The sequence below is a fragment of the Streptomyces sp. CRCS-T-1 genome, assembly GCF_024442335.1.
GTDB lineage: Bacteria > Actinomycetota > Actinomycetes > Streptomycetales > Streptomycetaceae > Streptomyces > Streptomyces koelreuteriae.
In genome coordinates this window covers 4,973,937-5,000,466 of the sequence record NZ_CP101651.1, presented here as the reverse complement: position 1 = coordinate 5,000,466, position 26,530 = coordinate 4,973,937, and the positions used below count along the sequence as shown (strand labels likewise).

The window sequence follows — 26,530 nt, the reverse complement described above, 5'->3', positions numbered from 1 at the left end:
AGGCAGGGCGGGCCTGCTGCATGCGCCGGGGGGCGGAGAGGACCGGGGAAGTGACGCAGAGCGGTGTGCGGGAGGACGGTAAGCGGCAGAACGTCCGCCACGAACCGGACCCGGACGAGGAGCGGCCGACGCCGAGCGGCCGGCCGTCCGACGGCGACGAAGACGCGTCGGCGGGAGACGCGGGCACGCCGGACGCCGAGGGCCTGCCCAGCGCGAGCCCTCCCGACGCAGAAGGCCTGCCGAGCGCGAGTACGCCCGACGCCGAGCGTCTGCCGACCGGGAGCGCGAGCACGCCCGACGCCGAAAGCCTGCCGACCGGGAGCGCGAGCACGCCCGACGCCGAAAGCCTGCCGAGCGCGAGCAAGCCCGACGCAGAAGGTCCGTCGACCACGAGCACGAGCACGCCCGGCCCCGACAGCCCGCCGTCGACAACAGCCCCGGACTCACCCGGCCGCGACGATGCCGCCGGCGGCGACGGTGGGGCCGGTGGTCGGACGCGTGGCGGTCCGGCTCCCCGCAGGCGGCGGCTGCTGAAGTGGTCCGCTCTGCTGCTGGCCGTGCTGATACTCGGGACGGCCGGGGCCGGTTACCTCTACTACCGGCATCTGAACGGCAACATCAAGAAGGACGCCCTCAACCTCGGCGACAGCAAGGTCGCCGCTCCGACGCCCAACGCCGCCGGGCAGACCCCGCTGAACATCCTGCTCATCGGCTCCGACGCGCGGGACAGCAAGGAGAACCAGAAACTCGGCGGCGCCCGCGAGACGTTCGGCGCCACGCCCCTCGCCGACGTCCAGATGCTGCTGCACCTGTCCGCCGACCGCACCAACATGTCGGTCATCAGCATGCCCCGCGACACCCTGGTGAAGATCCCGAAGTGCACCGACCCGGACGACGGGAAGGTGTACGAGGCGACCCAGGGGCGGACGATGACCAACCAGAGCCTCGGACACGGCGGTCCGGGCTGCGCCGTGGCCACCTGGCAGGAGCTCACCGGCATCCACATCGACCACTTCATCATGGTCGACTTCGCCGGCGTGGTGTCGATGGCCGACGCCGTCGGGGGCGTCCCCGTGTGCGTCGACGCCAACATCCACTCCCGCACCTCCGACGGCAAGGGCTCGGGCCTGAAACTGGAGAAGGGCACCTCGTACATCCAGGGCGAGCAGGCCCTGCAGTGGCTGCGCACCCGCTACGGCTTCGAGGACGGCAGCGACCTCGCCCGCGCCAAGGCCCAGCACATGTACATGAACGCGATGGTCCGCCAGCTGCGCGACAACATGACCCTGAGCAGCCCGAACAAGCTCCGCAGACTGGCCGAGGAGGCCACCCGGGCCATGACGGTCGACCCGGGCCTGGACACCGTCAAGAAGCTCTACGACCTCAGCGACGAGCTGCGCAAGGTGGAGCCGAAGCGCATCACCATGACCACGATGCCCAACCGCTACGTCGGCGCCCGCGTCGAACCGACGGAGGACGCCGAGCAGCTGTTCCGGCTGGTGCGGGAGGACATCGCCCTGGACGGCAAGGACAAGGCGAGGAAGCCGGCCGCCGAGCAGGGCTCCACCGACCCGGCCGCGGCCGACGACGAGATCGCCGTCCAGGTCCGCAACGGCACCCGCACCGACACCCTGGCCGCGGCCCGGGGACGCGCCGGCACGGTGGCCGGGCTGCTGAAGGAGGAGGGCTTCGCCCAGGCCGTCGCCGACACCACCGGCTCATGGAGCGAGGAGCGGACCGTCGTCCGCTACCCGAGCGCCGACCTGGAGGGCGACGCCCAGCGTCTCGCCAAGGCCCTGGGCGTCCCGCTGAGTTCGGTGCAGCGCTCCACCGACGTCTCCGGCATCACCCTCGTCGTGGGCGCCGACTGGCGGGAGGGCGCGGACTACAAGGCGCCCGAGGAGAACGACAAGACCCCGAAGTCGGCCGAGGCGCTCAACGGCGCCGACGACAAGGCCTGTATGCACGTGAGCCCGGCGTTCGTCTGGGACTGAACGGCGACGGGCCCTTTCCCCGCCGAGGGAAAGGGCCCGCGCCGATACGCCGGTGATTCAGCTCGCGGAAGCGTCCGCACGCACGGCAGGCCGCCGGCTCGCGATCACCTTGCGGGCCAGCGCCCGCGGACTGGTCAGAAAGCCCCAGCCCCACGACATGTGCATGGTGGCCAGCGCCACGGGGATCTGCAGCCGCGCCTTCAGCGGCAGCCCCTTGCCCGCCGGGACCGAACCGGCGAGGATCGCCGCGAGATAGCCGCCGGGCACCACGAAGCCCCACGGCGTCAGCAGCGCGCCCACCAGGGTCCCGGCCGCGATCGCGCACACGGCGGTCGGCGGGGCGAGATAGCGCAGGTTGATCGAACCCTCGTGGTAGCGGGCGACGACATGCCGCCAGCGGCCGTAGTCCTTGTACTGCTTGGCGAGGGCCTTCACGCTCGGCCGCGGCCGGTACGACACCCGCAGCTCGGGCGAGAACCAGATCAGCCCGCCGGCCTCACGGATGCGGAAGTTCAGCTCCCAGTCCTGGGCGCGGATGAACTCCACGTTGTAGCCGCCCTGCTGCTCCAGCGCCTCGCGCCGGAAGACGCCGAGGTAGACGGTGTCGGCCTGCTGGGCCTCGCCGCCGGTGTGGAAGGCGGCGTTGCCGACCCCTATCTTCGAGGTCATCGCGGCGGCGACTGCGTGCTCCCAGTCGTTCTCGCCCTCGGCGTGCATGACGCCGCCGACGTTCTGCGCGCCGGTCTCCTGAAGGAGCCGTACGGCGGTGGCGATGTAGTTCGGCGAGAGCATGCCGTGCCCGTCGACGCGCACGACGATCGGGTGGCGGGAGGCGTTGATCGCCGCGTTCAGGGCGGCCGGCGTGCGACCGGTCGGGTTCGGGACGGTGTGCACACGCGGGTCGTCCGCGACGAGCTGAGCCGCGATCTCGTCCGTGCGGTCCGTGGACGGACCCAGGGCGATCACGACCTCCATCTCGCCGGCGTACTCCTGCGCGAGGATCGCTTGGACTGCTCCCCGCAGATGCCGTTCCTCATTGAGGACGGGCATGATCACGGAAACGGCGGGGTGGCGCACGTCGGGATTGGCGTTCATAGGGGCCTCACGTTACCGCGAACGGGGGACACCGTTGCGCGCCGCCGGGGCGGTACCGCGGGCTGCAGATCGTATCGGCCTACGGTGTCACGGATCCCACGTACGGCCGTCGTCCGGAGGTGTCCTCTTGCCCACGCCGTCGCGGTCCCCCCGGACCACCACCGCCCCGCAGCGCCGCCCGCAGCCGCCCTCCTCCGGGCGGCGCCCTCGCAGGCCCGCGCCGCCGGTGCGGCGCCGGAAGCCGCGCTGGGGCATGCGGGCGCTCACCACGCTGTCCGTGGTGGTCCTCGCGTCCGCCGGCATCGGGCACGCGGTGGTCACGAGCCTGGACGCGGACATCGCCCGGGTCGACGCCTTCAAGGACATGAAGAACCGGCCCCAGGCGGGCCACGGCATGAACGTCCTGCTGGTCGGCACCGACGGCCGCGAGAAGATCAGCCGGGACGAGCGGCAGAAGTACCGGCTCGGCGGCGCGCCCTGCCACTGCACCGACACGATGATGATCGTGCACATCTCCCAGGACCGGGAGCGGGCGAGCGTGGTGAGCCTGCCGCGCGACTCGTACGCCGTGACGCCGGCGCATGTCGACCGTACGACGGGCAGACGGCACGAGGGCCACCCCATCAAGCTGAACGCGGCGTACGCCGAGGGCGGGGCGTCGCTGACCGTGCGGACGGTCGAGAACATGACCCGGGTGAAGATCGACCACTACCTGGAGGTCGACTTCACGAGCTTCATGAAGACGGTGGACGTGGTCGGGGGCGTGCAGATCTGCACGGCCGCCCCCCTGAACGACAGCTACACCGGACTGAACCTGCCGGCCGGGCGCCACACCCTCGAAGGCGGGCAGGCGCTTCAGTATGTGCGCGCACGCCATGTCGACGGGGCGTCGGATCTGGGCCGGATGAAACGGCAGCAGCGCTTCATGGCCGCGCTCGTGGAGCGGGTCATGTCCTCCGGGATCCTGCTGAACCCGATGAAGTTCCGGGACGTGACCCGGGCGGTCCTCGGCTCGGTGCGGGCCGACAAGGGCTTCGGCACGGACGAGATGCTGGCCCTGGGCCGGGCCATGCGGAACTTCTCCCCCTCCTCCTCCGAGTTCACGACCGTCCCCATCCAGCAGCTCGGATACGCCGTCGAGGGCGTCGGCTCGACCCTGAAGTGGGACTCCGCGAAGGCGGAGCGGATCTTCCACGCCCTGCGCGCGGACCAGCCGCTGTCCGTGCGGCGGTCGAGCGGCGAGGCCCGGGTCGTCCCGGTCGCCCCGCAGCAGATCAGCGTCCAGGTGGAGAACGGCACCCCCACGCCCGGCCTCGGCCGCCGGGTCGACGCGGCGCTGGTCGCGACGGGCTTCCGTACGACGGGAGCCCCGGTGAACGCCGCCACCCCCGACGCGAAGCGGACGGTCATCGTCTACGACCCCCGCTGGGACCGCTCCGCCAAGTCCCTCGCGGCGGCCCTGCCGGGCAGCGAACTGCGCGCGGCCCCGGGCCTGGGAGCGACCCTGAAGGTCATCGCGGGCACGGACTTCGAACGCGTCCGCAAGGTGCGGGCGGAGGACGCGGGGCAGGGCGAGTCGGGCGTGGTGGTACGGGGGGACGAGGTGGCGTGCTCGTAGAAGGACCCGTCAGTCCTCGAAGCCCTCCGCCGCCCGCTTCTCCCGCAGTTCCATGATCGCGCGGCGGCGGGCCAGGCGGTGGGTGCGGCGGATCTGGGCCTCCTGGTAGCGGCGCTTGTCGCGTTCCGTTTCCGGGAGGACGGGTGGGACGCGGCGGGGCTTGCCGTCGGCGTCGACCCCGGCGAAGACGAGGTAGGCGGAGCCGACCTGGGTGGGCGGGGCGGACTCGTTCCAGCGTTCGGCCAGGACCCGGACGCCGACCTCCATGGAGGTACGGCCGGTCCAGTTGACCTGCGCCTTGACGTGAACGAGGTCACCGACGCGGACGGGCTCCAGGAACGCCATCTCGTCCATGGAGGCGGTGACCGCCGGCCCGCCGGAGTGCCGCCCGGCCACGGCCCCCGCCGCGTCGTCGACCAGCTTCATGATCACCCCGCCGTGCACCGTCCCCAGCAGGTTCGTGTCGTTGTGGGTCATGATGTGACTGAGGGTGGTACGGGACGCCGAAGTCGGCTTGCCCGGGATTTCCGTACTGCCGGAATCCGCAGCTGGGGCCTGGTCTGTCATGGCCCCTACCCTATGCGGACGCGGTATGGGGACGTTTTGTGTCAGCTTCGCCACAGCCGTGCTCTGATTTTCCGACGACTCTTGTATGGCGCACTACGGGGACCTGCACACTGGGGCGCATGAACACTTGGCCCGAGGGGCGGTCCGACGACAACCGCGGCAACCGCTACGGACGCGGAAGCTCGAGCGCACAGCCCGAGAACGCACGCGTCATGCGGCAGGTCCGCCGTGGCCCGGCGCCGTCGCCCGGGCAGGCCGGGTACGGCGGGGCGCCGCCGTACGGCGGCGGAGTACCGCAGCAGCCGTCGTACGTCGACGGCGGCTACGGCGCTCCCGGCGACGGTTACGACAGCGGCTACAACACCGGCCAGGTCTACGGCTCCCCCGGCGGCCGGGGCCCCGGCGGCCCGGGCGACGGCATGTACGAGCCGCGTCCCGCGCCGAACTGGCGCCGCCGTATCAAGGTGACGACCATCACGCTGGTGACGGTGCTGGTGGTGACGAGCGTCGCCACGTACTTCTGGGCCGACTCCAAGCTCAACCGCGACGTCGACCTGTCGCAGGTCATCGAGCGGCCGGAGGCGGGCGAGGGCACGAACTACCTGATCGTCGGCTCCGACAGCCGCGCGGGCATGTCGGCCGAGGAGAAGAAGAGACTCCGCACCGGCTCCGCCGAGGGCAAGCGCACGGACTCGATGATGATCCTGCACACCGGCAGCAACGGCCCGACGCTGATCTCCCTGCCGCGTGACTCGAACGTCACGATCCCGTCCTTCAAGGGCTCCGACTCCGGGAAGGTCTACCCCGGCACCGGCCGCCAGACGAAGCTGAACGCGGCGTACGCGGAGGACGGCCCGGAGCTGCTGGTCCGTACCGTCGAGGCCAACACGGACCTGCACATCGACCACTACGTGGAGATCGGCTTCGGCGGCTTCGCGAGCATCGTGGACGCGGTCGGCGGCGTCGAGATGGACATCCCGCAGGACATCAAGGACACCAAGTCCGGCGCGGACTTCAAGAAGGGCAAGCAGACGCTGAGCGGCGAGCAGGCCCTCGCCTTCGTCCGCACCCGCTACGCCCTCAAGGGCTCCGACCTGGACCGTACGAAGAACCAGCAGAAGTTCCTGTCGGCCCTGGCCAACCAGGTCGCCACGCCGAGCACGATCCTCAACCCGTTCAAGCTGTACCCGACGATGGGCGCGGGCCTGGACTCCCTCGTGGTCGACAAGGACATGGGCCTGTACGACCTGGCGTCCATGTTCTGGGCGATGAAGGGCGTCAGTGGCGGCGAGGGCAAGTCGATGAACATGCCGATCTCGGGCAACGCCGCGAACGGCAACCTCCAGTGGGACACCGCCAAGGTGAAGCAGCTGGTGAACGAGCTGAAGAACGACGAGAAGGTCACCGTCTCCAGCAACTGAGCACACGGCGGCGGCACAGCACGCGGCAGCAGAAAAGAGGGGGCACCCGGGCGGGTGCCCCCTCTTCGCGTGAGGCGGTCCTCACATCGTGGCGGCCGACATCGAGCGGCACATCTCGGCGCAGCGGCGACACGCCTCGGCGCAGCGCATCATCTGGTCGTCGTCCGGCATGGACATACACGCCTCGGCGCACATGTCACAGGCCTTGGCGCACATCGCGCACATCTCGGCCGACAGCGGCGAGCGGCGCATCATCATGTCGGCGCACATGCGCGTCATCTCGGCGCAGTCCATGACGGCGCGCATGATCTGCATCTGGGCCGGGCCGCCCATCTGCAGGCAGGAGCTCATGGTCTCCTCGCACACGCTGTGGCAGGCCATGCACGCCTGGACGCAGTCCTGCATCTCCTTGCTCAGCGGGGTCATGGTGGCGGGCTGCTGGGTCATGACTTCCTCCGGGGTGGGGACGGTGGGGGCCGGGGGTCGGCCCCCGTGCCTTCCGTCCTACGCCTGCGCGGCGCCGGCCGCCATGGGGCGGAGGGAAGGAATCCGCCATGCGTGCGTCAGAGCCTTCCGAAACGACGCTCGCCCTCCGGCCCGGCGGAGCGGGCGGAGGGCGACCGGTGAGGCGGAGCGGCGGTGCCGAGGGCCTTACGGCAGGTTGCGGGCGATGACGATGCGCTGGACCTGGTTGGTGCCCTCGTAGATCTGGGTGATCTTGGCGTCGCGCATCATGCGCTCCACCGGGTAGTCGCGCGTGTAGCCGTAGCCGCCGAGGAGCTGGACGGCGTCCGTGGTGACCTCCATGGCGACGTCCGAGGCGAAGCACTTGGCGGCGGCGCCCTGGTAGGTGAGGTCGGCGTCGCCGCGTTCGGAGGCGGCGGCGGCCTGGTAGGTCAGGGCGCGGGCGGCCGAGATCTTCATGGCCATGTCGGCGAGCATGAACTGGATGCCCTGGAAGTCGGCGATCGCCTTGCCGAACTGCTTGCGCTCCTGGACGTAGCCCTTGGCGTAGTCGAGGGCGCCCTGGGCGATGCCGAGGGCCTGGGCGGCGATGGTGATGCGGGTGTGGTCGAGGGTCTTCATCGCCGTGGCGAAGCCGGTGCCCTCCTCGCCGATCATGCGGTCGGCGGGGATGCGGACGTTGTCGAGGTAGACCTCGCGGGTCGGGGAGCCCTTGATGCCGAGCTTCTTCTCGGGGGCGCCGAAGGAGACGCCCTCGTCGGACTTCTCGACGACGAAGGCCGAGATGCCCTTGGAGCGCTTGGCCGGGTCCGTGACGGCCATCACCGTGTAGTACTCGGACTCGCCGGCGTTGGTGATCCAGCGCTTCACGCCGTTGAGGATCCAGTGGTCGCCGTCGCGGACGGCCTTGGTCTTCATGCCGGCGGCGTCGGAGCCGGCGTCCGGCTCGGACAGGCAGTACGAGAACATGCCGTCGCCCTTGGCGAGCGGGGTCATGTACCGCTTCTTGAGGTCCTCGGAGCCGGAGAGGATCACCGGGAGCGAGCCCAGCTTGTTCACCGCCGGGATGAGGGAGGACGAGGCGCAGACGCGCGAGACCTCCTCGATGACTATGACGGTGGCCAGCGCGTCGGCGCCCGACCCGCCGTACTCCTCGGGTACGTGCACGGCGTGCAGGTCGTTGCCGACGAGCGCGTCGAGCGCCTCCTGCGGGAAGCGGGCTTCCTCGTCCACCGCGGCGGCGTGCGGCGCGATCTTCGCCTCGGCCAGGGAGCGGACGGCGTCACGGAGCATGTCGTGCTCCTCGGACGGGCGGTACAGGTCGAAGTCAGCCGATCCGGCCAAGGTCTCTCACGCTCCAAAACGCTGCGATGCTGACGCTAACTACCGTTAAGTAATCAAAAGTTTATGGGGTCGCCCCCGGGAGTGATACGTGAGCTAGACGACAGCGGAGAAGTTGCCCAGTGAAGCGCGCTCCCATGCCCCGGCTATGCTCGGGCGCGCACCACATGCCGTAGACCCCTGGAGCACCCCATGGCCCTGAAGATCACCGTGATCGGCACCGGTTATCTCGGCGCGACACACGCGGCGGCCATGGCCGAGCTGGGCTTCGAGGTGCTCGCGCTCGATGTGGTGCCCGAGAAGATCGAGAAGCTGGAGCGCGCCGAGGCCCCGATGTACGAGCCGGGGCTCGAGGAGCTGCTGCGCAAGCACGTCGCCGGTATCGAGGGCTCCAGCGGGCGGCTGCGCTTCACCCAGGACTTCGCCGAGGTCGGTGCGTTCGGGGATGTGCACTTCGTCTGTGTGAACACTCCGCAGCGGCACGGCGAGTACGCCTGTGACATGTCGTACGTCGACTCCGCGATCGCCTCGCTCGCCCCGCATCTGCACGGGCCGGCCCTGGTGGTGGGCAAGTCGACCGTGCCGGTGGGTTCCGCGGACCGGCTCGCCGCCTATCTGGCCGCGCACGCGCCCGCCGGTGCGGACGCCGAGCTGGCCTGGAACCCGGAGTTCCTGCGCGAGGGCTTCGCGGTCGACGACACGCTGCATCCCGACCGGCTGGTGGTGGGGGTGCGCAGCGAGCGGGCCGAGAAGCTGCTGCGGGAGGTGTACGCCACGCCGATCGCGGAGGGCTCGCCGTTCGTGGTGACCGACTTCCCGACCTCGGAGCTGGTGAAGACCTCCGCGAACTCCTTCCTCGCCACGAAGATCTCGTTCATCAACGCGATGGCGGAGGTGTGCGAGGCCGCGGGCGGTGACGTCGCCAAGCTGGCGGAGGCCATCGGCTACGACGACCGGATCGGCAAGAAGTTCCTGCGGGCCGGGATCGGCTTCGGCGGCGGCTGTCTGCCGAAGGACATCCGGGCGTTCATGGCGCGCGCCGGTGAGCTGGGCGCGGACCAGGCGCTGACGTTCCTGCGGGAGATCGACTCCATCAACATGCGCCAGCGCGGGCAGATGGTGGAGCTGGCGCGGCAGGCGCTGGGCGGCGGGCCGTTCCTCGGCAAGCGCGTGGCGGTGCTGGGTGCGACCTTCAAGCCGGACTCGGACGACGTCCGGGACTCCCCCGCGCTGAACGTCGCCGGGCAGATCCACCTCCAGGGCGGCCAGGTCACGGTCTACGACCCCAAGGGCATGGACAACGCCCGCCGGGTCTTCCCGACCCTCGGCTACGCGGACTCGGCGCTGGAGGCCGTCCGGGGCGCCGACATAGTGCTGCATCTGACGGAGTGGCGGGAGTTCCGGGAGCTGGACACGGAGGCCCTCGGCGAAGTGGCGGCGACCCGTCTCGTCCTGGACGGCCGCAACGCCCTCGACCCGGACCGCTGGCGCAAGGCCGGCTGGACGTACCGTGCGATGGGGCGCCCCAAGGCCTGAAGACGCCTGACGGCACCTGAAGACGCCGGAAGGTGCCTGAGGTGCCCCGAGAAAGGTGACGCCGGTTCGGCCGAGGCTCAGTCGGCCGAACCGGCGTCACTGTGCATTCTGCCCCACCGGACCCGTGCGCGGGCGGGTCACGCCCCCTTCGCCCGGTAGCGCCGCATCTTCGCGCGCGCCCCGCACACCTGCATCGAGCACCAGCGGCCCCGGCCCGCCGGGCTGCGGTCGTAGTAGGCCCAGTGGCAGTCGGGGGCCTCGCAGGCCTTGAGGCGGGTCCAGGTGCCGGCGGTGAGGGATTCGGCGACGGCGGCGGCGACGCGGGCGGGCAGGGAGTGGTCGTCGGCGGGTGTCAGGGTGGCCGAGCCGTCGGTCGGGTCGACGGTGACGATGAGCGGGGCGTGGGCCAGGAGGTCGCCGAGCGGGGGCGTCTCGCGGTGCGGCGGGTGGCCGGCGTGGGCGAGGAGGGTCGCGCGCAGGGACTCGCGCAGGGCGCGGGCCCGGTCCGTCTCGTCCGGGGCGATCCCGAAGCGCGCCCGGCCCTCGGGCGAGTCCAGCGTGTCGGCGCCCGACTCGATGTCCAGGGTGTTCACCAGGGCCTCGACCAGGGCCAGGCCGCCGGGCGCGGGCGATCTCTCCGTCATGGCTGGACCGTACCTCTCGCGTTTTCCCTTGCGAGGTTACCGCCCATGGGGGAGCATGCAGTAACGGTTACTGGTTATCCGCCTTTGAAGGTAACCGCGACTCCGAGGAGGAAGTCATGGCTCTCGCCAAGCTGGGCGTCGTCGTCCTGGACTGTCCCGACCCGCACGCACTCGCCGCCTTCTACGCCGAAGTGCTCGGCGGCACACCGGAGGTGGCGACCGACGGGGAGGACGAGTGGGTCGACCTGAAGGTGCCGGGCGGTACCCCGCTGGCCTTCCAGGCCGCCGCCGGTTTCGTACCGCCGGCGTGGCCGTCGCCCGACCACTCGCAGCAGTTCCATCTCGACCTGGACGTGGAGGACCTGGACGCGGCCGAGAAGGGTGTGCTGGCGCTCGGTGCCAAGCCGCTGGACACCGAGGACCGCTCCCGGAGCTTCCGGGTTTACGCCGATCCGGCCGGGCACCCGTTCTGCCTCTGCGCCTGCTGACACCGGGAGGCCTCATGTCCGCCGTGGCACATTTCCGTTCCGTGGTCGTCGACTGCCCCGACCCGCGCGAGCTGGCCCGCTTCTACGCGGCGGTCGGGGGCGGCACGCCGGAGGACGGCGACCCCGACTGGGTGGTGCTGCGCCTCCCCGGCGGGCCCCGGCTCGCCTTCCAGCGCTCGCCCGACCACACGCCGCCCCAGTGGCCCCGCTCCGACCGCAACGCCCAGCAGTTCCACCTGGACTTCGACGGTGGCGCGACCTGGGAGGAGATCGACGCGGCCGAGGAGCGGGTGCTGGCGCTGGGCGCGCGGGTGCTGGACAAGGAGGACGACATCAAGAAGGACTTCCGGGTCTACGCGGACCCGGCGGGGCACCCGTTCTGCCTCTGCCGGATCGCGCACGACTGACCCGGACGGTCAGCCGTCCAGCTCCGAGATCGTCGCCTTCGACGGGGCGCGGCGCTGCTGTGCGGCGCGCGCGGTGAAGTCGGCCCCGCGCAGGACGCGTTGGACGTTGCCCCAGGTCAGGAGGGCGACATCGCCTTCGTCCCAGCCGCGTCGCAGCAGCTCGGCGATCAGCCGCGGGTAGCAGGAGACGTCGCCGAGTTCCTGTGGATGGGCCGAGCCGGAGTCGTAGGTGCCGGACAGGCCGACGCACTGCGCTCCGGCCACGGCACGGATGTGGTCGAGGTGGTCGGCGACGTCACGGACGGTCGGGCCGGTCTGCTCGGCCGTCAGCGGTACCAGGCACAGCCCCTTGGCGGCGCCCAGTGCGGCCAGCAGGTCGTCGGGGAGGTTGACCGGGTGGGGGCGGATCGCGCGGGCCGCGGAGCGGCTGAACAGCACGGGCGCCCGGGAGAGGCTCAGCACGCGGCGGACGGTCTGCTCCGGGGCGCCGGAGAGGTCCGCGAGGACACCGAGCCGGTTCATCTCGCGCACGACCTCCTCGCCGAACCGGGTCAGCCCCGCGTCGCTCGCCCAGGACACCCCGGTCAGCGTCAGGGCGCGCAGGCCGAGGAGGTGCAGCTGGCGCAGGGTGCCCAGCGAGTCGCCCACGGCCGAGGCCCCGGCGGGACCGAGGAGCACGGCGACGCGGCCGCAGTTGCGGGCGTCGGCGACCTGCCCGGCCGTGCAGGCGGGCCGCAGGCCCTCGTCGCAGGTGCGGACGATGGACTTCGCCAGGTCGAGCTGTTCCAGAGTGGCGCCGACGGCCCGGTCGCCGTCGAGCCCCTCGGGCAGGTGCAGCGACCAGAACAGCGCGCCCACATGGCCGCTGCGCAGCCGGGGCACGTCCGTGTCGACGGTGCTCTCGCCGTCCTCGAGGTCGTAGTAGGACAGCCGCTTGAGCGCCCAGGGCAGTCCGTTGTACCCGTCGGCGACGGGATGGGCGGCGAGAATGGCGTGGGCCCGGGTCAGGGGCGCGTCGTCCGGATCGGAGACGGGCTCGTAGGGCTCCGCCGTGACGACGCCCTCATCGGGGTACTGCTCGGTCAGGTCGTCGAACTCTCCGGCTGCGGCGGCCGGGCGCAGGTCGTGCTGGAGATCTGCCATGGCGGCTCCGTACGGTGCTCGTGACGTACGGTCACCGTCGCACGGAGCGGGGGGCTGTTCCTGGTGGGCGGGGCGTTCGGAGTACGGCCCCGGACCCGGCGGGCGCTCAGGGCAGCCGGGCCGCGTCGATTACCTCGTCCAGGGTGTCCCGGGAGCGGACCAGATCGGCGATCATCCGGTCGATGCGGGCGCGCTCGGCCGTGAGGTTGGCGACCAGGCCGGGGGTGGCCCGGGCCGAGGGGCCGCCGTCCGCGTCCCGCATGCACGGCAGCAGCTGGACGATCTTCTCGCTGCACAGTCCCGCCGCGAACAGTTCCTGGATCCGGATGACCCGGTCCACTGCGGCCTCCGGGTACTCCCGGTGCCCGCCGGGCGTCCGCTCGGCGAAGAGCATGCCCTGCTTCTCGTAGTAGCGCAGCGACCGCTCGCTGACGTTGGTGCGCCGGGCCAGTTCACCGATCCGCACGTCCGCTCCCGGGCTTGAATCTGACATGGGTGTCAGGTTCTAGCGTAAGCGCATGACGCAGCACACGACAGCACTCTTCGAACCGGCTCGTCTGCCCGGGCTGGACCTGCCCAACCGTCTGGTGATGGCGCCCCTGACCCGCAACCGGGCGGAGGCCGACGGCACCCCGACCCCGCTCATGGCGACGTACTACGCCCAGCGCGCCTCGGCCGGGCTGATCATCGCCGAGGCCTCGACACCGAACCCGGTCGGGCAGACGTATCCGAACATCACCGCCGTCCACAGCCCGGAGCATGTGGCCGGCTGGCGGCGGGTCACGGACGCCGTCCGGGACGCGGGCGGCCTGATGTTCCTCCAGCTCCAGCACGGCGGCCGGGTCGGCCACCCGGCGACCAGCGGGCTGACGCCCGTCGCGCCCTCGCCGGTCGCGCTACCCGAGACGATCTTCACGCCGGAGGGCCACCGTCCGGCCGTGGTGCCGAGGGAGATGACCGCCGAGGACATCCGCAGCACCGTCGCCGACTTCGCGAAGGCCGCGCGGAACGCGATCGACGCCGGGTTCGAGGGGGTGGAGGTGCACTCGGCCAACGGCCATCTCCTGCACCAGTTCCTGGCCGCCAACACCAATCTGCGCACCGACGGCTACGGCGGTCCGGTCGCGGCCCGGATCCGGTTCACGGCCGAGGTGACCGAGGCCGTGGCCGCCGAGATCGGCGCCGAGCGCGTCGGGCTCAGGGTCTCCCCCGGCAACACCGTCAACGGCATCGCGGAGGGCGAGACCGAGGAGCTCTACCCGGCGCTCGCCGAGCGGCTCGGCGGGCTGGGGCTGGCCTATCTGCACCTGGGGTACGCCGACCCGGAGACGCCGGTGTTCCGGAGGGTGCGCGCCGCCTGGCCCGGGGTGATCGTCGCCAACCCCGTGCTGAAGGAGGTCACCACCGAAGCCGTTCACCGGGCGTCGGAGGCGCTGCTGGCGGCCGGGGCGGACCTGATCGCCCTCGGCCGGCCCTTCCTCGCCAACCCGGATCTGGTGACCCGGCTGCGGCTCGGCGCGCCCCTGAACGAGATGCGCGACCGGTACTTCATGTATGTGGGCGGGGCGGCCGGTTACACCGACTACCCCGCCCTGGACACTCAGCCGTCGAGCGACTCGATCGTGGCGTTGGACGCCGACCGCGTCGCCTGAAGGCTCCGGGCCACATCCTCGGCCGCGCCCAGCACCCGTACCGCGTTCTTCCAGGTCAGCTTGGCCAGGTCGGCCTTGGACCAGCCGCGGTCCAGCAGCTCGGCGAGGAGGTTCGGGTAGCCGGAGACGTCGTCGAGGCCGTCGGGGGTGAAGGCCGTGCCGTCGTAGTCGCCGCCGATGCCGAGGTGGTCGACGCCGGCGACCTCGCGCATGTGGTCCAGGTGGTCGGCGACCGTCGACACCGTCGCGACCGGGCGCGGCCGCCGCTCCTCGAAGGCGCGGTGGACCTTCATGGCCTCGGCGGTGGTGTCGAGGTGGTGGAAGCCGTGGGCGCGCATGTTCTCGTCGGCCTCGGCCGTCCAGTCCACGGCTGCCTGGAGCACGAACTTCGGCACGAACGTCACCATCGCGACACCGCCGCCCGCGGCCAGCCGCTCCAGGACGTCGTCCGGGATGTTGCGCGGGTGGTCGCACACGGCCCGGGCGGAGGAGTGGGAGAAGACCACCGGGGCGGTGCTCGTGTCGAGCGCGTCCCGCATGGTCGTCGCCGCCACATGGGAGAGGTCGACGAGCATGCCGACGCGGTTCATCTCCCGTACGACCTCACGGCCGAAGGCGGTGAGGCCACCGGCCTTCGGTGCGTCGGTCGCGGAGTCCGCCCAGTCCACGTTGTCGTTGTGGGTGAGGGTCAGATACCGCACGCCGAGCCCGTACAGACCGCGCAGGGTGCCCAGGGAGTTGGCGATGGAGTGGCCGCCCTCCGCCCCCATGAGGGAGGCGATGCGGCCCTCCCCGCGCGCGGCCTCCATGTCGGCGGCCGTCAGCGCGGGCCGGAGGTCGCCCGGGTGGCGGGCCAGCAACTGCCGTACGCAGTCGATCTGTTCGAGGGTGGCCGCGACCGGGTCCGGCGAGTCCGTGCGGACGTACACGGACCAGTACTGCGCACCGACGCCGCCCGCGCGCAGCCGGGGGATGTCGGTGTGCAGGTGGGCGCTCTGGTCGGCGGCGACATCGCGGGCGTCGAGGTCGTAGCGGACCTGTTCGCGCAGCGCCCAGGGCAGGTCGTTGTGGCCGTCGGCGACCGGGAACTCGCGCAGGAGTTCCCGGGCCGACTCCAGGGAGGTCATCGCCGTCACTTCCCCGCGCCGAAGCCGAAGCCGCCCGAGCCCTCGACCTTGGCGCGCAGGCGCTTGCCCTTCTCGGTGGCCTGGTCGTTCAGCTCCTGCTGGAAGTCGCGCATCCGGCCGCGCAGTTCCTCGTCGTGCGCGGCGAGGATGCGGGCGGCCAGCAGACCGGCGTTGCGGGCACCGGCGACGGAGACCGTCGCGACGGGCACACCGGCCGGCATCTGCACGATCGACAGCAGACTGTCCATGCCGTCGAGGTACTTCAGCGGCACGGGCACGCCGATGACCGGCAGCGGGGTGACCGAGGCGAGCATGCCGGGCAGATGGGCGGCGCCGCCGGCCCCGGCGATGATCGCCTTGAGCCCGCGACCGTCGGCCTGCTCGCCGTACGCGACCATCTCGCGCGGCATGCGGTGGGCCGACACGACGTCCACCTCGTAGGGGATCTCGAACTCGTCGAGGGCCTTCGCGGCGGCCTCCATGACGGGCCAGTCGGAGTCCGACCCCATGACGATGCCAACAACAGGGCTCATTCGGTGATGGTGCCTCTCAGGTAGCCGGCAGCGTGACGGGCGCGCTCCAGCACGTCGTCCAGGTCGTCGCCGTAGGTGTTGACGTGTCCGACCTTGCGGCCGGGCTTCACGTCCTTGCCGTACATGTGGATCTTGAGCTGGGGGTCGCGGGCCATGCAGTGCAGGTACGCGGAGTACATGTCCGGGAAGTCGCCGCCGAGGACGTTGACCATGACCGTCCACCCGGCGCGCGGGCGCGGGTCGCCGAGGGGCAGGTCCAGGACCGCCCGGACATGGTTGGCGAACTGGCTGGTGACGGCGCCGTCCATCGACCAGTGGCCGGAGTTGTGGGGGCGCATCGCCAGCTCGTTGACGAGGATGCGTCCGTCGCGGGTCTGGAACAGCTCGACCGCGAGGTGCCCGACGACGCCGAGTTCCTTGGCGATGTTCAGAGCCATCTCGGAGGCCCGGACCGCGAGGTCCTCGTCGAGGTCGGGGGCCGGGGCGATGACCGTGTCGCAGACGCCGCCCACCTGCCGGGACTCCACGACCGGGTAGGCGACGGCCTGGCCGTGCGGGGAGCGTACGACGTTGGCGGCGAGCTCGCGCAGGAAGTCGACCTTCTCCTCGGCGAGGACGGGCACACCGGCCTTGAAGGGGTCCGCGGCCTCCTCTTCGGAGTCGACGACCCACACGCCCTTGCCGTCGTAGCCGCCCCGGACGGTCTTGAGCACGACGGGGAAACCGTCGCCCTCGGCGGCGAAGGCCGCCACGTCCTGTGGATCGGAGACGATCCGGTGCCTGGGGCAGGGCACGCCGATCGCGTCGAGTCTCGCGCGCATCACGCCCTTGTCCTGGGCGTGCACCAGCGCGTCGGGACCGGGGCGCACGGGGATGCCGTCCGCCTCCAGGGCCCGGAGATGCTCGGTGGGTACATGTTCGTGATCGAAGGTGATCACATCGCACCCGCGGGCGAACTCACGCAGCGTGTCCAGGTCGCGATAGTCGCCGATGACGACATCGCTCACGACCTGCGCAGCTGAGTCCTGCGGGGTGTCACTGAGAAGCTTGAACCTGATGCCCAGCGGGATGCCCGCCTCGTGTGTCATACGAGCGAGCTGGCCACCGCCGACCATGCCGACTACCGGAAACGTCACTCCCTCAGGGTATCGGCCGCGCCAAGGTGGCCGGTTTCCTGTCCCTCCCCGGAGCGGCCCGGACCATCTCCGGCCGTCCACCGGTATCCGCAGGAAGATCGCGCGGGAGGGTGGTTAGCATGGCTGGGTTGACGCCAACTGAGGGACGGGGGCCTGTACGGCCATGGGACATGGTGCCTCTCGGCTCCGAGGACTCGTTCGCGAAGTCGCCAAGTTCGGCGCGGTGGGCGGGGCCGGGGTGCTGGTCAACCTCCTCGTGTTCAACCTGGTACGGCATGTGACCGACCTCCAGGTGGTGCGCGCGAGCGTCATCGCGACCGTCGTCGCGATCGTCTTCAACTACATCGGCTTCCGCTACTTCACGTACCGCGACCGCGACAAGTCCGGCCGCACCCGGGAAATGACCCTGTTCCTGCTGTTCAGCGCGGTGGGCCTGGTCATCGAGAACGGCGTGCTGTACGCGGCGACCTACGGCTTCGGCTGGAACACCCCGCTGCAGAACAACATCTTCAAGTTCGTCGGCATCGGCGTCGCCACGCTCTTCCGCTTCTGGTCGTACCGCACCTGGGTCTTCGTCGCCCTCCCGGCCCGGACACCGCCGTCGGACACCGGCCCGACGGCGGAGCAGGAGCGCAACAAGCAGCGGGTGCCGTAGCCGCGCCCGAGCGGGAGCCTCAGCGGACCGTCCGCTCGTCCTCGTCCGTCGTCGCCGTCTGGGCGGCCGTGCGGGACAGGAACAGGCCGAAGACCGGGGGCTTGGTCTGGAGCATTTCCAGACGGCCGCCGTCCGCTTCCGCCAGGTCGCGGGCGACGGCCAGGCCGATGCCCGTGGAGTTCCGGCCGCTGATCGCCCGCTCGAAGATGCGGGCGCCCAGGTCGGCGGGGACGCCGGGGCCCTCGTCCGTGACCTCGATGACGGCCTGGTTGCCGGTCACGCGGGTGCGCAGGGCCACGGTGCCGCCACCGTGCATCAGGGAGTTCTCGATCAGCGCGGCCAGCACCTGCGCGACCGCGCCGGGCGTGCCGACCGCCTCCAGATGCCGCTTGCCGGAGCTGACGATCGCCCGGCCCGCGCTGCGGTACGCCGGCCGCCACTCGGCGAGCTGCTGCTGGATGACCTCGTCGAGGTCGAAGGTGACGGCGGAGCCGGTGCGCGGATCGCGGGAGTTGGTCAGCAGCCGCTCGACGACGTCCGTGAGGCGCTCGACCTGTGTGAGCGCGATCGTCGCCTCGTCCTTCACGGTGTCCGGGTCGTCGGTGAGGGTGATCTCCTCCAGCCGCATGGACAGGGCCGTGAGCGGTGTCCGCAGCTGGTGGGAGGCGTCGGCGGCCAGTCGGCGTTCGGCGGTGAGCATGCGGGCGATGCGCTCGGCGGAGCCGTCCAGCACGTCCGCGACCCGGTCCAGCTCGGGCACGCCGTAGCGCTTGTGCCGGGGGCGGGGATCGCCCGAGCCGAGCCGCTCGGCCGTCTCCGCGAGGTCGGTCAGCGGCGACGCCAGCTTGTTCGCCTGGCGGACCGCGAGCAGTACGGCGGCCACCACGGCCAGCAGCGCGACCAGCGCGATGATCAGCAGGGTCCGGCCGACCTCGCGGGTCACCGAGGAGCGCGGCTCCTGGACGGTGACGGTCTCGCCCTCCTCGCCGGGCGCGGTCGCGCTGATGACGTCACCGGACGGCTTGTCGCCGACCTCGATGGGCGCCTCGCCGGGGAGGCGGATCACCGCGTAGTAGCGGTCCTGGGTGACCTGGTCGCGCAGCACCTCGGCGTCGACCTGCTGGGCCCCGAAGAGGCGGCTGTCGACGATGCTGGCGAGGCGGACCGCCTCGGACTCCACCCGTTCCTGGGCGCTGTTGCTGATCGTCCTGGTCTCGACGATGACGAGCGAGACACCGAAGACGGCGATCACGACCAGCACCACGGCGAGCGTGGACTGGATCAGTCGGCGGCGCATGTCCTGTTACCCGTGCCTGCCTGCCCCGTGGCTCAGCTCTTCTCGAAACGGAAGCCCACGCCGCGCACGGTGGCGATGTAGCGGGGGTTGGCCGCGTCGTCGCCGAGCTTCTTGCGCAGCCAGGAGATGTGCATGTCGAGGGTCTTGGTCGACGACCACCAGGTGGTGTCCCAGACCTCGCGCATCAGCTGGTCGCGGGTGACGACCCGGCCCGCGTCGCGCACCAGCACCCGCAGCAGGTCGAACTCCTTGGCGGTGAGCTGGAGCTCCTCCTCGCCCATCCAGGCGCGGTGCGACTCGACGTCGATGCGCACGCCGTGGGTGGCGGGCGGCTGCTGCGGCTCGGCGGCACCGCGCCGCAGCAGGGCCCGGACGCGGGCGAGCAGCTCGGCGAGCCGGAAGGGCTTGGTGACGTAGTCGTCGGCGCCCGCGTCGAGCCCGACGACGGTGTCCACCTCGTCGGCGCGCGCGGTCAGGATGAGGATCGGGATGGTGTGGCCCTCGCCGCGCAGGCGCCGGGCCACCTCCAGGCCGTCCATGCCGGGCAGACCCAGGTCGAGCACGACCAGGTCGACGCCGCCCTGCAGTCCTGCGTCGAGAGCGGTGGGGCCGTCCTCACGCACCTCGACCTCGTAGCCCTCCCGGCGCAGAGCACGGGCCAGCGGCTCCGAGATGGACGCGTCGTCCTCGGCGAGCAGTACACGGGTCATGGAGTGATGGTAGACCTGCGGGGCCGTGAGCTGGGGTGTGACCGGAAGCGTTGATTCTTACCGTTGGCATACCCGCTTCTTACGTTCCGGGGGAACGCGCACGGACCGCTGCCGAACCTCTGCCCATGGGGTGCGATCCTGGTAAGGACCTTGGAAGTAGGGCTCACGGTTCCCCTGACACCTGTGATCCTCCTCTCAAGTCCTTCCATATGCGGCCGTGTCCTGCCGTATGGTGAATCGACGCCTGTAGCCCTAGGCGACCTTCTGTGGCGCTCTGCCCTGAGGGTCTCTTTTGTGTCGGGCCTCGTCGTGCGGCGACGCGCGTAGAGGCGTGGACCCCTCGTGGCCCCCGGTGGCGACCGCCCACCGCTCCGTGACCCGGAGCGGACCCCCGTAGGCGTCGGGCGGACGGCCGTACGCACCGATGCCGACTGCCCCCCACCGGGCGCACCACCGCTGTGGCGGGGCGCGTCCCGACCAGCAAGGAACGACCATGGCGTCCAGCCTGACGAAGGACTCGGCCCGCCCGGGCACCCCCGGCTCCGAGAAGACCTTCTTCGGCCACCCCCGCGGACTGGCCACTCTCTTCATGACCGAGATGTGGGAGAGGTTCTCCTACTACGGCATGAGGGCCCTGCTCCCGCTGTACCTGGTGGCCCCGGGTGGCCTGCACCTGCCCGCGGGGACGGCGACGGCGATCTACTCCGTGTACGTGTCGCTGGTGTACCTGCTCACGATGCCCGGCGGCTGGTTCGGCGACCGCGTCTGGGGGCCGCGCAAGACCGTCGCCATCGCGGGCGGCGTCATCATGCTGGGCCACCTCACGCTGGCCCTGCCCTCCTCCAGCACCTTCTACGCCGGTCTCGGCCTGGTCGCGATCGGTTCGGGCCTGCTGAAGGCCAACATCTCGACGATGGTCGGCCACCTCTACGACGGACCGGACGACCCGCGCCGCGACGGTGGCTTCACCGTCTTCTACATGGGCATCAACCTCGGTGCCTTCGCGGCGCCGCTGATCATCGGCACCATCGGTGAGAGCGTCAACTGGCACCTGGGCTTCGCGCTCGCCGCGCTCGGCATGGCGCTGGGTGTCGTCCAGTTCCTGATCGGCTCGCGCAACCTGGCCGAGCGCTCCAGTGTCGTCCCGACGCCGCTGTCCGGCGAGGAGAAGGCCTCGACGCTGCGCAAGGCGGCGATCTGGGCCGGTATCGCGGTCGTCTTCTACGCGATCGTCGGCTTCTCCGGCCACTACACGCTGAACTGGATCCTGGTCCCGCTGACCCTGCTGGGCGTGATCATCCCGACGTTGGTCCTGGTCCGCATCAAGCGCGACAAGGACCTGGACCGTGCCGAGCAGTCGAAGATGTCCGCGTACATCTGGTTCTTCCTGGCCGCGGCCGTGTTCTGGATGATCTACGACCAGGGCGGCTCGACCCTGTCGATCTTCGCGGACTCCTCCGCCGAGAACAGCGTCTTCGGCTGGGGCTTCCCGGTCTCCTGGTACCAGTCGGTCAACCCGGTCCTGATCATGGCGCTGGCCCCGGTCTTCGCCTGGTTCTGGCTGGCGCTGAACCGGCGCGGCAAGGAGCCGAGCACGATCGTGAAGTTCGGCTCGGGTCTGGTCCTGGTCGGCGCGTCCTTCTTCCTGTTCCTCGCCCCGCTGTCGATCGCCGAGGGCGGTCACAAGGCGGCGGCGCTGTGGCTGGTGGCGATCTACTTCACGCAGACCGTCGGTGAGCTGCTGCTCTCCCCGGTGGGTCTGTCGGTGACGACGAAGATGGCTCCCGCGAAGTACGCCTCGCAGATGATGGGCGTCTGGTTCCTGGCCGTCACCGCCGGTGACGCCACGACCGGCCTGCTCTCCATCGCCGGGGTCGACCTGAACAAGGCGAACATCGTGGCTCTGGAGGCGACGCTCGCCGTCCTCGCGGGTGCCGCGGTGTGGATGTACCGCAAGAAGGTCAAGGAGCTCATGGGCGACGTCCGCTGAGCCGTCCCGCCGGGCCATGACGAAGGGCCGCCGCATCCTCGGGACGCGGCGGCCCTTTCGCGTGCGCTCGCGCCGGTCAGGCCTTCGTCGTCGGGTCCTTTCGGTACGACGCGGAGGGCCGCCCCGCGTCGTCCGGGCCGGCGTCGGGGGTGACCCAGGGCAGGGCCGGGGCGGCGGAGGGGGTGGTCACCCTTGAGGGGCGCAGCCCTGTACGACGGGCCGGGCGGGCCGCGTGGCCGGGGCGGCGAGGCCGTAGGTGGTCCACCAGGGCCAGTCCGGCGCGGAGCAGCGCCGCCGGTACGACCAGGAGGACCAGGGCCCAGAACAGGGTCACGCCCCAGGGGCGGCCCACGCCCCAGGGGTGTTCGGCGAGGACCTTGCCGCCGTACTTCAGGGACACCGTGTAGTCGCCGTGCGCCCCGGCGGCGAGCTCCACGGGCAGCTCGATACGGGCCTCGCCGCCGGGCCGGATCGTGCCGCGCCAGCGCTGGTCCTGCCACTGCGGGGCGAACACGCCGTGGGCGGTGCCGACCTGGAAGACGGGGTTCTTCACGGGGGACGTGCCGACGTTGCCGACGGTGACCTCCAGGGTCCGGGCCGGCGGCGAGCCGAACCAGGTCAGCAGCCCGCTCTCACCGCGCAGCCGGGTGTCCGCGAGCAGGGAGAGCCGTCCCCCGGACCGTTCCGCGGGCAGCGGCTCGACGGTGTGCCCGGCGACCTGAAGCGCGGCGTCCGCCTCGGCATCGGCTCCGGTCACCGTCTCCACGTGCACCACGCAGGGGCACGGCACGGGTGGCTCGACGACGGGCAGCGTACGGCGAAAGCGCCCCTCGGCGTCCGTGGTGACGGCCCTGCCGTCGGCGTTGGCACAGGAGTTGCTCCCCCCGGTCACCCCCCGCTCCGGCTCGGCCTGCCCGCAGACCAGCAACGTCAGCAGAGCACGCGCCCGCCAGCCGCTCCCACTGACCGTGACCACCCCACCCGCCCCCGCCTCCGCGGCGGACAACTGGACCCGGGGCCGCTCCACCGCCCCTACGGGTGCGGCTCCCGCCAGAACCGCCAGAAGCACCAGCAGAACCGCGAGCAACGGGTACGGAAGGCGCGCGGCGCGCGACATCAGGGCTCCAGGGATCGTCCGGGGCGGGCATACGGTGTCGACTCCGGCGGGCGTCCGGGCATGCTCACGGCATCGGCAGGGGCCCGAACGGTCAGCTCCAGTGAGCACCCGAGGCTTGCGTGCGTCGCCTCCGGCGGGCGTGGGGACCCGCACACGGCATCGGCGCTCCGAGCAGCCGGCTCCGCCAGACACCCGGGCGAGCGCACCGCCCCGCGCTCAGCGGCGTCCGCGCGAACCCGTGCCAACGGCCGCGGCCGACCGGGCCGCCCGTGGGCGCCGTCGGCTGCCGCAAACGTCCCGCGCATGCTCAGTGGCGAACGCGGGAGCTCTGGTGACGGCGTGTCAGCCACAGGGTGCCCGCCGCGCCGGCGAGCAGGACCGTGCCGCCGAGGGTGCCGAGGGCGATGGCCGAGTCCTCGGGTCCGGTCTGCGGGAGCCCGGCGCCGGTGTCCGGGCCGGAGCCGCCGCCCTGGGCGGAGCCGGTACCGCCGCCGCTCGCGGCCTTGACGTCGAGGGTCAGGGACGGGCCCGGGTCGTTGGTCGGGGTGCAGGTGGTCGTCGTACCGAGGGCCTTGATGGTGAGCACACCGGCCGTGAAGGTGACCTCGCCGCTCTTCTTCGGCGTGTACGTCCCGCTCAAGTCGTTGATCTTGATCGGGGTGTTGGCCGGCAGGGCGGCGTCGTTGGCGGGGCCGGTCACCGTCAGGGTGCCGTCGTCGGCGCCGCCCAGGGCGATCGTGGCGCTCGGGGTCATCGCGCCCTTGCCCAGTTCGACGGGGCTGGAGGAGACGCCCTTCTGCCAGGACATGGTGATCTTGTAGCCGTCGCCGTCCTCGACGCCCTTGATGTCGATGGGCGAGACGGCGCTCTTGTCGCCGATCGGCGTCTTGCACTGGTAGTTGACGTCGACGACCTCGGCCCGGGCCACGGGGGCGGCCATCAGCACCGCCGAGCCGGCCAGGGCCGCGGCGGACGCGAGCGCGGCGGTGCGCATCCGGTACGGCACGGCGCCACTCCCCTTCCTGTTTCCTGACGGCGTATCAGAACGGGCCGTCAAGGTACGCCCGGGGCCTTGAGGAAGGAAGACACAGCACGCGCCGGATCTGTGGCGATCCGGCGCGCGGCATGTGACGTATGAGGGGATGTACGGCGGGGAATCCGTGGGGACCGGTGGACGGTCCCGGTCAGGCGGGTGCGCCCAGTTCCGCCCACACCGTCTTGCCGGCGACCCCCGGCGTGCGCACCACACCCCAGTCGAGGCACAGCCGCTGGACGATGAACATGCCGTGGCCGCCCGGGCGCCCCGCCCGGTGCGGAGTGCGGGGAGCCGGCTGCCCGGTGCCCCGGTCGGCGACCTCCAGGCGGATCACCTTGTTGTCGCAGGTGATCCAGAGCTGGTCCGGCCCCTCGGCGTGCAGGCACGCGTTGGTGACCAGCTCGGAGACGACGAGCAGCACATCCTCGGCGGCGGCCCGCTGGTCGGCGGAGGCGGCCGGCAGCCAGCCCCACGCGTACAGCGCCTGGCGGGTGAAGTCGCGGGCGAGCGGAACGACACCGCTCTCCCCGTCGAAGCTCAGCCGGCGCACCTGCCGACCCCCCGGCGGCGCCGCGGCTCCGGACGGCGCGCCCACGCCCTCGCCGGACACCGTGGCCGCCGGTACGCCACCGTCGGACGCCCCGGAAGCGCCGCTGGGCTCCGGCCCGCGGTCGCCCGGCGGGTAAGGCCGGGTGGTGCTCATCAGCGCTTCACCTCACCGATTCACCAGTTCACGATTCACAAGATTCTGTACACAGTCAGTCACGCAGTGCGCGGCGTATCGGTTTCGCTGCACCCCCGCCACCCCGGTAGCCAACAGGTTCAGGATGTCTCCTGCCCTGGCGTCCCGGGGGAACACCCCCGGATTCGGCACGAAAGGCGTGACGGACCTAGGACGTCGGTCACAGAGGGAAGGCCGAGGCTCGGCGCGCCGACGCACCGCCGCTCAGCTCGACTCGTCGGCCAGGGCCGCCTGCAGCGTGTCGTGGACGGTGAAGACCGCGTCCGCGCCCGTGATCTCGAAGACGCGCGCCACCACCGGCTGCATCCCGGCGAGGGTCACGCCGCCACCGGCGGCCTCCGCCTTCAGCCGGGCGCCGAGGAGCACATTGAGCCCCGTGGAGTCGCAGAACTCCAGGCGCGCGCAGTCGATCACCAGGCGCTTGAATCCCTTGGCGAGGCAGTCCTCGAGTGGCTCACGCAACAAATCGGCGGTGTGGTGATCCAACTCACCCGCCGGGGTCACGACGGCACTAGAGCCCTCTTCCCGCACCTCCACCAGAAGCCGGCCAGACTGTGCGCTGCCGACCGTCCCGCGGTCCATGCCGTCTCTCTCTCCTGACGTCGAGGCTGCTTGCTGACGCCCTCGAACACTACGCCTTCCTGACACGCTTCGACACCCGAACAACTACACACAAACGGACATATGCCCACAGAACGCACTTGCGGTGGGCTCAGGAAAGCGGGTAGGCCTAGTAAGGACACGTACCCGACACCACGGCCGGCTTTGGAGGCGCCGCACACCGCAGTGCACGTAATGGCTCCGGCAGCCTTATGCCGAGAACGATGGAGGACATCATGTCACCCCGGCTCGACGCATCGCGTACCCAGAAAGCGACGTCGACACCCCCTCCGGAACATCTGGATCCCATCGAGCAGGACGAGACGCTCGTCACACAGGACGACCTTCTCGCCGGACTTCCGGACATTCCCCCGTACGAGCAGGTCGACGCGGTCGACGCACGGGCTCTGTCCAAGACCCTCTTCGAGCGCCTCGAAGCGCTGGAGGAAGGCACGCACGAGTACTCGTACGTCCGCAACACGCTGGTCGAACTGAATCTCGCGCTGGTCAAGTTCGCCGCTTCCCGGTTCCGCTCCCGCAGCGAGCCGATGGAGGACATCATCCAGGTCGGCACCATCGGCCTGATCAAGGCGATCGACCGGTTCGAGCTCTCCCGGGGCGTCGAGTTCCCCACGTTCGCCATGCCGACGATCGTCGGCGAGATCAAGCGCTTCTTCCGCGACACCTCGTGGTCCGTGCGCGTGCCGCGGCGGCTCCAGGAGCTCCGGCTCGACCTGGCCAAGGCCGGTGACGAGCTGGCCCAGAAGCTGGACCGCGCCCCGACGGTGACGGAACTGGCCGAGCGCCTGGGCCTGTCCAAGGACGAGGTCGTCGAGGGCATGGCCGCCTCGAACGCCTACACCGCCTCCTCGCTGGACGCCCAGCCGGAGGAGGACGACTCCGAGGGCGCGCTCGCGGACCGCATCGGCTACGAGGACCACGGACTCGAAGGCATCGAGTACGTCGAGTCGTTGAAGCCGCTGATCGCCGAACTCCCGCCGCGCGACCGGAAGATCCTGTCGCTGCGCTTCGTCGCGGGTCTGACGCAGTCGGAGATCGGCGAGGAACTGGGCATCTCGCAGATGCACGTGTCGCGCCTGCTGTCGCGCACGCTGGTACGGCTGCGCAAGGGGCTGACCGTCGAGGAGTGATCCTCAGGTGATCCCAGTCGGGTGACGTGTCCTTCGGGGGCGGACCTCACGGTCCGCCCCCGAGC

The 26,530-nt window shown here is 71.1% G+C and carries 26 protein-coding genes; 10 read left to right on the top strand and 16 right to left on the bottom strand.

Annotated elements, in window-relative coordinates; translation table 11 throughout:
- Positions 1-20: 20 nt before the first annotated feature.
- Complete coding sequence (locus tag NNW99_RS22815) at positions 21-1,994, top strand: LCP family protein (RefSeq protein WP_370869153.1); 1,974 nt, start codon at positions 21-23, stop codon at positions 1,992-1,994.
- 57 nt (positions 1,995-2,051) lie between these two features.
- Here the strand turns inward: NNW99_RS22815 and NNW99_RS22810 are convergent, their stop codons facing one another.
- Positions 2,052-3,089, bottom strand: a complete 1,038-nt coding sequence (locus NNW99_RS22810) for a glycosyltransferase family 2 protein (RefSeq protein ID WP_215120998.1) — start codon at positions 3,087-3,089, stop codon at positions 2,052-2,054.
- 127 nt (positions 3,090-3,216) lie between these two features.
- Here NNW99_RS22810 and NNW99_RS22805 point away from each other — a divergent pair, with 127 nt between their 5' ends.
- Positions 3,217-4,707 (top strand): LCP family protein, encoded by a 1,491-nt coding sequence (locus NNW99_RS22805; RefSeq protein ID WP_215120997.1) that lies wholly within the window; start codon positions 3,217-3,219, stop codon positions 4,705-4,707.
- A 9-nt stretch (positions 4,708-4,716) separates the two neighbouring features.
- Here NNW99_RS22805 and NNW99_RS22800 read toward each other — a convergent pair whose 3' ends face one another.
- A complete protein-coding gene (locus NNW99_RS22800; RefSeq protein ID WP_215120996.1) occupies positions 4,717-5,274 on the bottom strand; it encodes an acyl-CoA thioesterase in 558 nt (185 codons plus the stop codon).
- A gap of 119 nt (positions 5,275-5,393) precedes the next feature.
- Here NNW99_RS22800 and NNW99_RS22795 point away from each other — a divergent pair, with 119 nt between their 5' ends.
- Positions 5,394-6,695, top strand: a complete 1,302-nt coding sequence (locus NNW99_RS22795; RefSeq protein WP_215120995.1) for an LCP family protein — start codon at positions 5,394-5,396, stop codon at positions 6,693-6,695.
- A gap of 81 nt (positions 6,696-6,776) precedes the next feature.
- Here the strand turns inward: NNW99_RS22795 and NNW99_RS22790 are convergent, their stop codons facing one another.
- Both NNW99_RS22790 and NNW99_RS22785 read right to left on the bottom strand, forming a co-directional pair.
- Entirely contained in the window at positions 6,777-7,142 is a 366-nt protein-coding gene (locus NNW99_RS22790) for a four-helix bundle copper-binding protein (RefSeq protein ID WP_215120994.1), read from the bottom strand.
- A gap of 204 nt (positions 7,143-7,346) precedes the next feature.
- A complete protein-coding gene (locus NNW99_RS22785; RefSeq protein WP_255961298.1) occupies positions 7,347-8,504 on the bottom strand; it encodes an acyl-CoA dehydrogenase in 1,158 nt (385 codons plus the stop codon).
- A 189-nt stretch (positions 8,505-8,693) separates the two neighbouring features.
- Here NNW99_RS22785 and NNW99_RS22780 point away from each other — a divergent pair, with 189 nt between their 5' ends.
- The gene (locus tag NNW99_RS22780; RefSeq protein WP_215120993.1) at positions 8,694-10,037 is read left to right on the top strand and encodes a UDP-glucose/GDP-mannose dehydrogenase family protein; all 1,344 of its coding nucleotides are present in this window, start codon (positions 8,694-8,696) and stop codon (positions 10,035-10,037) included.
- 137 nt (positions 10,038-10,174) lie between these two features.
- Here NNW99_RS22780 and NNW99_RS22775 read toward each other — a convergent pair whose 3' ends face one another.
- Positions 10,175-10,681, bottom strand: coding sequence for a CGNR zinc finger domain-containing protein (locus tag NNW99_RS22775; protein WP_215120992.1), 507 nt, complete (start codon positions 10,679-10,681; stop codon positions 10,175-10,177).
- Positions 10,682-10,797: 116 nt separating this feature from the next.
- Here NNW99_RS22775 and NNW99_RS22770 point away from each other — a divergent pair, with 116 nt between their 5' ends.
- Both NNW99_RS22770 and NNW99_RS22765 read left to right on the top strand, forming a co-directional pair.
- Positions 10,798-11,169: a VOC family protein gene (locus NNW99_RS22770; RefSeq protein ID WP_215120991.1), complete on the top strand. Its 372-nt coding sequence runs from the start codon at positions 10,798-10,800 to the stop codon at positions 11,167-11,169.
- Positions 11,170-11,183: 14 nt separating this feature from the next.
- Positions 11,184-11,576, top strand: coding sequence for a VOC family protein (locus NNW99_RS22765; RefSeq protein WP_215120990.1), 393 nt, complete (start codon positions 11,184-11,186; stop codon positions 11,574-11,576).
- A gap of 9 nt (positions 11,577-11,585) precedes the next feature.
- Here the strand turns inward: NNW99_RS22765 and NNW99_RS22760 are convergent, their stop codons facing one another.
- Together NNW99_RS22760 and NNW99_RS22755 are read right to left on the bottom strand one after the other, a co-directional pair.
- Complete coding sequence (locus NNW99_RS22760; RefSeq protein ID WP_215120989.1) at positions 11,586-12,719, bottom strand: dipeptidase; 1,134 nt, start codon at positions 12,717-12,719, stop codon at positions 11,586-11,588.
- Between the two features lie 106 nt (positions 12,720-12,825).
- Positions 12,826-13,185: a MerR family transcriptional regulator gene (locus tag NNW99_RS22755; protein WP_215124410.1), complete on the bottom strand. Its 360-nt coding sequence runs from the start codon at positions 13,183-13,185 to the stop codon at positions 12,826-12,828.
- Between the two features lie 52 nt (positions 13,186-13,237).
- Between NNW99_RS22755 and NNW99_RS22750 the strand changes: the two genes are divergently transcribed.
- The gene (locus tag NNW99_RS22750) at positions 13,238-14,371 is read left to right on the top strand and encodes an alkene reductase (protein WP_215120988.1); all 1,134 of its coding nucleotides are present in this window, start codon (positions 13,238-13,240) and stop codon (positions 14,369-14,371) included.
- Here NNW99_RS22750 and NNW99_RS22745 read toward each other — a convergent pair.
- Genes NNW99_RS22745 through NNW99_RS22735 form a run of 3 tightly spaced genes read right to left on the bottom strand, consistent with a single transcriptional unit; the run spans position 14,320 to position 17,167 of the window.
- Complete coding sequence (locus NNW99_RS22745; protein ID WP_215120987.1) at positions 14,320-15,498, bottom strand: dipeptidase; 1,179 nt, start codon at positions 15,496-15,498, stop codon at positions 14,320-14,322. The genes NNW99_RS22750 and NNW99_RS22745 overlap by 52 nt on opposite strands.
- A gap of 5 nt (positions 15,499-15,503) precedes the next feature.
- Entirely contained in the window at positions 15,504-16,031 is a 528-nt protein-coding gene (purE, locus tag NNW99_RS22740; RefSeq protein WP_215120986.1) for a 5-(carboxyamino)imidazole ribonucleotide mutase, read from the bottom strand.
- The gene (locus NNW99_RS22735) at positions 16,028-17,167 is read right to left on the bottom strand and encodes a 5-(carboxyamino)imidazole ribonucleotide synthase (RefSeq protein WP_215120985.1); all 1,140 of its coding nucleotides are present in this window, start codon (positions 17,165-17,167) and stop codon (positions 16,028-16,030) included. The genes purE and NNW99_RS22735 overlap by 4 nt, the downstream gene beginning before the upstream one ends.
- A 163-nt stretch (positions 17,168-17,330) precedes the next feature.
- Between NNW99_RS22735 and NNW99_RS22730 the strand changes: the two genes are divergently transcribed.
- A complete protein-coding gene (locus tag NNW99_RS22730; protein ID WP_215120984.1) occupies positions 17,331-17,822 on the top strand; it encodes a GtrA family protein in 492 nt (163 codons plus the stop codon).
- 19 nt (positions 17,823-17,841) lie between these two features.
- Here the strand turns inward: NNW99_RS22730 and NNW99_RS22725 are convergent, their stop codons facing one another.
- Both NNW99_RS22725 and NNW99_RS22720 read right to left on the bottom strand, forming a co-directional pair.
- Positions 17,842-19,119: an ATP-binding protein gene (locus tag NNW99_RS22725; RefSeq protein WP_215120983.1), complete on the bottom strand. Its 1,278-nt coding sequence runs from the start codon at positions 19,117-19,119 to the stop codon at positions 17,842-17,844.
- 32 nt (positions 19,120-19,151) lie between these two features.
- Complete coding sequence (locus NNW99_RS22720) at positions 19,152-19,829, bottom strand: response regulator transcription factor (protein ID WP_189726740.1); 678 nt, start codon at positions 19,827-19,829, stop codon at positions 19,152-19,154.
- A 493-nt stretch (positions 19,830-20,322) separates the two neighbouring features.
- Between NNW99_RS22720 and NNW99_RS22715 the strand changes: the two genes are divergently transcribed.
- On the top strand, positions 20,323-21,819 hold the full coding sequence (locus NNW99_RS22715) for an oligopeptide:H+ symporter (RefSeq protein WP_215120982.1): 1,497 nt from the start codon (positions 20,323-20,325) through the stop codon (positions 21,817-21,819).
- Between the two features lie 76 nt (positions 21,820-21,895).
- On the opposite strand, the gene NNW99_RS22710 is transcribed toward NNW99_RS22715, so the two are convergent.
- From NNW99_RS22710 to NNW99_RS22695, 4 genes are all read right to left on the bottom strand, one after another.
- Positions 21,896-22,936 carry a hypothetical protein gene (locus NNW99_RS22710; RefSeq protein WP_215120981.1) on the bottom strand — a complete coding sequence of 347 codons (1,041 nt, stop codon included), beginning with the start codon at positions 22,934-22,936 and terminating at the stop codon, positions 21,896-21,898.
- A gap of 307 nt (positions 22,937-23,243) precedes the next feature.
- Positions 23,244-23,942 carry an LPXTG cell wall anchor domain-containing protein gene (locus NNW99_RS22705; RefSeq protein ID WP_215120980.1) on the bottom strand — a complete coding sequence of 233 codons (699 nt, stop codon included), beginning with the start codon at positions 23,940-23,942 and terminating at the stop codon, positions 23,244-23,246.
- A 178-nt stretch (positions 23,943-24,120) separates the two neighbouring features.
- On the bottom strand, positions 24,121-24,675 hold the full coding sequence (locus tag NNW99_RS22700; RefSeq protein WP_215120979.1) for an ATP-binding protein: 555 nt from the start codon (positions 24,673-24,675) through the stop codon (positions 24,121-24,123).
- Positions 24,676-24,918: 243 nt separating this feature from the next.
- Positions 24,919-25,296 carry an STAS domain-containing protein gene (locus tag NNW99_RS22695; RefSeq protein WP_215120978.1) on the bottom strand — a complete coding sequence of 126 codons (378 nt, stop codon included), beginning with the start codon at positions 25,294-25,296 and terminating at the stop codon, positions 24,919-24,921.
- 242 nt (positions 25,297-25,538) lie between these two features.
- Here NNW99_RS22695 and NNW99_RS22690 point away from each other — a divergent pair, with 242 nt between their 5' ends.
- Entirely contained in the window at positions 25,539-26,465 is a 927-nt protein-coding gene (locus tag NNW99_RS22690; RefSeq protein ID WP_193480042.1) for an RNA polymerase sigma factor SigF, read from the top strand.
- Positions 26,466-26,530 lie beyond the last annotated feature (65 nt).

Bases quoted from the DNA above. Each gene is read 5' to 3' on its own strand.
- NNW99_RS22750 (WP_215120988.1), top strand. From the start codon at position 13,238: ATGACGCAGCACACGACAGCACTCTTCGAACCGGCTCGTCTGCCCGGG.
- NNW99_RS22700 (WP_215120979.1), bottom strand. From the start codon at position 24,675: ATGAGCACCACCCGGCCTTACCCGCCGGGCGACCGCGGGCCGGAGCCC.
- NNW99_RS22760 (WP_215120989.1), bottom strand. From the start codon at position 12,719: ATGGCAGATCTCCAGCACGACCTGCGCCCGGCCGCCGCAGCCGGAGAG.
- NNW99_RS22695 (WP_215120978.1), bottom strand. From the start codon at position 25,296: ATGGACCGCGGGACGGTCGGCAGCGCACAGTCTGGCCGGCTTCTGGTG.
- NNW99_RS22775 (WP_215120992.1), bottom strand. From the start codon at position 10,681: ATGACGGAGAGATCGCCCGCGCCCGGCGGCCTGGCCCTGGTCGAGGCC.
- NNW99_RS22810 (WP_215120998.1), bottom strand. From the start codon at position 3,089: ATGAACGCCAATCCCGACGTGCGCCACCCCGCCGTTTCCGTGATCATG.
- NNW99_RS22720 (WP_189726740.1), bottom strand. From the start codon at position 19,829: ATGACCCGTGTACTGCTCGCCGAGGACGACGCGTCCATCTCGGAGCCG.
- NNW99_RS22765 (WP_215120990.1), top strand. From the start codon at position 11,184: ATGTCCGCCGTGGCACATTTCCGTTCCGTGGTCGTCGACTGCCCCGAC.
- NNW99_RS22815 (WP_370869153.1), top strand. From the start codon at position 21: ATGCGCCGGGGGGCGGAGAGGACCGGGGAAGTGACGCAGAGCGGTGTG.
- NNW99_RS22710 (WP_215120981.1), bottom strand. From the start codon at position 22,936: ATGTCGCGCGCCGCGCGCCTTCCGTACCCGTTGCTCGCGGTTCTGCTG.
- purE (WP_215120986.1), bottom strand. From the start codon at position 16,031: ATGAGCCCTGTTGTTGGCATCGTCATGGGGTCGGACTCCGACTGGCCC.
- NNW99_RS22790 (WP_215120994.1), bottom strand. From the start codon at position 7,142: ATGACCCAGCAGCCCGCCACCATGACCCCGCTGAGCAAGGAGATGCAG.
- NNW99_RS22715 (WP_215120982.1), top strand. From the start codon at position 20,323: ATGGCGTCCAGCCTGACGAAGGACTCGGCCCGCCCGGGCACCCCCGGC.
- NNW99_RS22780 (WP_215120993.1), top strand. From the start codon at position 8,694: ATGGCCCTGAAGATCACCGTGATCGGCACCGGTTATCTCGGCGCGACA.
- NNW99_RS22725 (WP_215120983.1), bottom strand. From the start codon at position 19,119: ATGCGCCGCCGACTGATCCAGTCCACGCTCGCCGTGGTGCTGGTCGTG.
- NNW99_RS22730 (WP_215120984.1), top strand. From the start codon at position 17,331: ATGGGACATGGTGCCTCTCGGCTCCGAGGACTCGTTCGCGAAGTCGCC.
- NNW99_RS22800 (WP_215120996.1), bottom strand. From the start codon at position 5,274: ATGACAGACCAGGCCCCAGCTGCGGATTCCGGCAGTACGGAAATCCCG.
- NNW99_RS22745 (WP_215120987.1), bottom strand. From the start codon at position 15,498: ATGACCTCCCTGGAGTCGGCCCGGGAACTCCTGCGCGAGTTCCCGGTC.
- NNW99_RS22770 (WP_215120991.1), top strand. From the start codon at position 10,798: ATGGCTCTCGCCAAGCTGGGCGTCGTCGTCCTGGACTGTCCCGACCCG.
- NNW99_RS22795 (WP_215120995.1), top strand. From the start codon at position 5,394: ATGAACACTTGGCCCGAGGGGCGGTCCGACGACAACCGCGGCAACCGC.
- NNW99_RS22690 (WP_193480042.1), top strand. From the start codon at position 25,539: ATGGAGGACATCATGTCACCCCGGCTCGACGCATCGCGTACCCAGAAA.